This is a genomic window from Arthrobacter sp. STN4, assembly GCF_024539665.1.
Classification (GTDB): Bacteria; Actinomycetota; Actinomycetes; order Actinomycetales; family Micrococcaceae; genus Specibacter.
In genome coordinates this window covers 1-1675 of sequence record NZ_JAKZGX010000067.1, presented here as the reverse complement: position 1 = coordinate 1675, position 1675 = coordinate 1, and the positions used below count along the sequence as shown (strand labels likewise).

General features: G+C 69.6%; 1 protein-coding gene. It reads right to left on the bottom strand.

Annotated features, from left to right (window positions below; all coding sequences use genetic code 11):
- Positions 1–1675, bottom strand: a 1675-nt coding sequence (gene acs, locus MMF96_RS19330) for an acetate--CoA ligase (RefSeq protein WP_256884466.1), incomplete at both ends; no start/stop codon positions are given.

The following is a 1675-nucleotide window of genomic DNA, read 5'->3' as shown; positions in this document are numbered from 1 at the left end:
TCGTGGCCCACGTGGTTGCGCAGCGTGGTGACGATGTCCGGGTCGTCCGCGGCGGAGCCGCGCAGGATCACGAAGGCCACGACGGCCTGGCCGGTGGTCTCGTCGGCGGCGCCGACGACGGCGGCCTCGGCCACGGAGGGGTGGCTGACCAGGGCGGATTCGATCTCGGTGGTGGAGAGGCGGTGGCCGGAGATGTTCATGACGTCGTCCACCCGTCCCAGGAGCCAGAGGTCGCCGTCCTCGTCCTTTTTCGCGCCGTCGCCGGCGAAGTACATGCCGTCGAAGCGGGACCAGTACGTGTCCTTGTAGCGTTCGTTGTCGCCCCAGATGCCGCGCAGCATGGACGGCCAGGGTTCGCGGATCACCAGGTAGCCGCCGTGCCCGTCCGGCACGGGGGTGCCGAGTTCATCGACGACGTCCACGGCGATGCCGGGCAGCGGGACCTGGGCGGAGCCGGGCTTGGCGCTGGTGACGCCGGGCAGCGGGGCGATCATGATGGCCCCGGTCTCGGTCTGCCACCAGGTGTCCACCACGGGGGCCAGGTCCCCGCCGATGACGCGCCGGTACCACATCCATGCCTCGGGGTTGATGGGCTCGCCCACGGAGCCGAGCACCCGGATGGAGGAGAGGTCGTACTTGGCGGGGATGTCCTCGCCCCACTTCATGAAGGTGCGGATCGCGGTCGGGGCGGTGTAGAGGATGGAGACCTTGTACTTTTCCACGATTTCCCAGAAGCGGCCCTGGTGCGGGGAGTCCGGGGTGCCCTCGTACATGACCTGCGTGGCGCCGTTGATGAGCGGGGCGTAGGTGACGTAGGAGTGGCCGGTGACCCATCCGACGTCGGCCGTGCACCAGAACACGTCCGTTTCCGGGTGCAGGTCGAACACGGCGCGGTGCGTGTACGCGGTCTGGGTGAGGTAGCCGCCGGTGGTGTGCAGGATGCCCTTGGGCTTGCCCGTGGTCCCGGAGGTGTAGAGGATGAACAGCGGGTGCTCGGCGGCATGCCCGACGGCGGTGTGCGTGGCAGCTGCCGCGCCGACGGTGTCATCCCACCACTGGTCGCGGCCCTGGACCCAGTTCACGTCCTGGCCGTTGCGCCTGACCACGACGACGTTCTGCACCGAGTGCCCGGGTGCCGTGAGTGCCTCGTCGACGGCCGGTTTGAGCGGGCTGGGCTTGCCGCGGCGGTAGGTGCCGTCGGCGGTGATGACGAGCTTGGCCTCGGCGTCGTCGATGCGGGAGCGCAGGGCGTCGGCGGAGAAGCCGCCAAAGACGACCGAGTGGATGGCGCCGATGCGGGCGCAGGCCAGCAGGGTGATGACGGCCTCGGGGATCATGGGCAGGTAGACGGCCACACGGTCGCCCTTGGCCAGGCCGAGCGCCTCGAAGGCGTTCGCGGCCTTCTTCACCTCATCCGTCAGCTGCGCATACGTGTAGGTCCGGGTGTCGCCGGGCTCGCCCTCGAAGTAGATGGCGACGCGGTCGCCGTTGCCGGCCTCCACATGGCGGTCCAGCGCGTTGTAGGCGGCGTTGGTTTCGCCGTCCTCGAACCAGGTGGCGAAGGGCGGGTTGGTCCAGTCCAGGGTCTTCGTGAACGGCTTGGACCAGGACAGCAGCTCCCGGGCCTGCCGGCCCCAGAACGCGGGCCGGTCCGCGTTCGCCGCGTCATATTCGC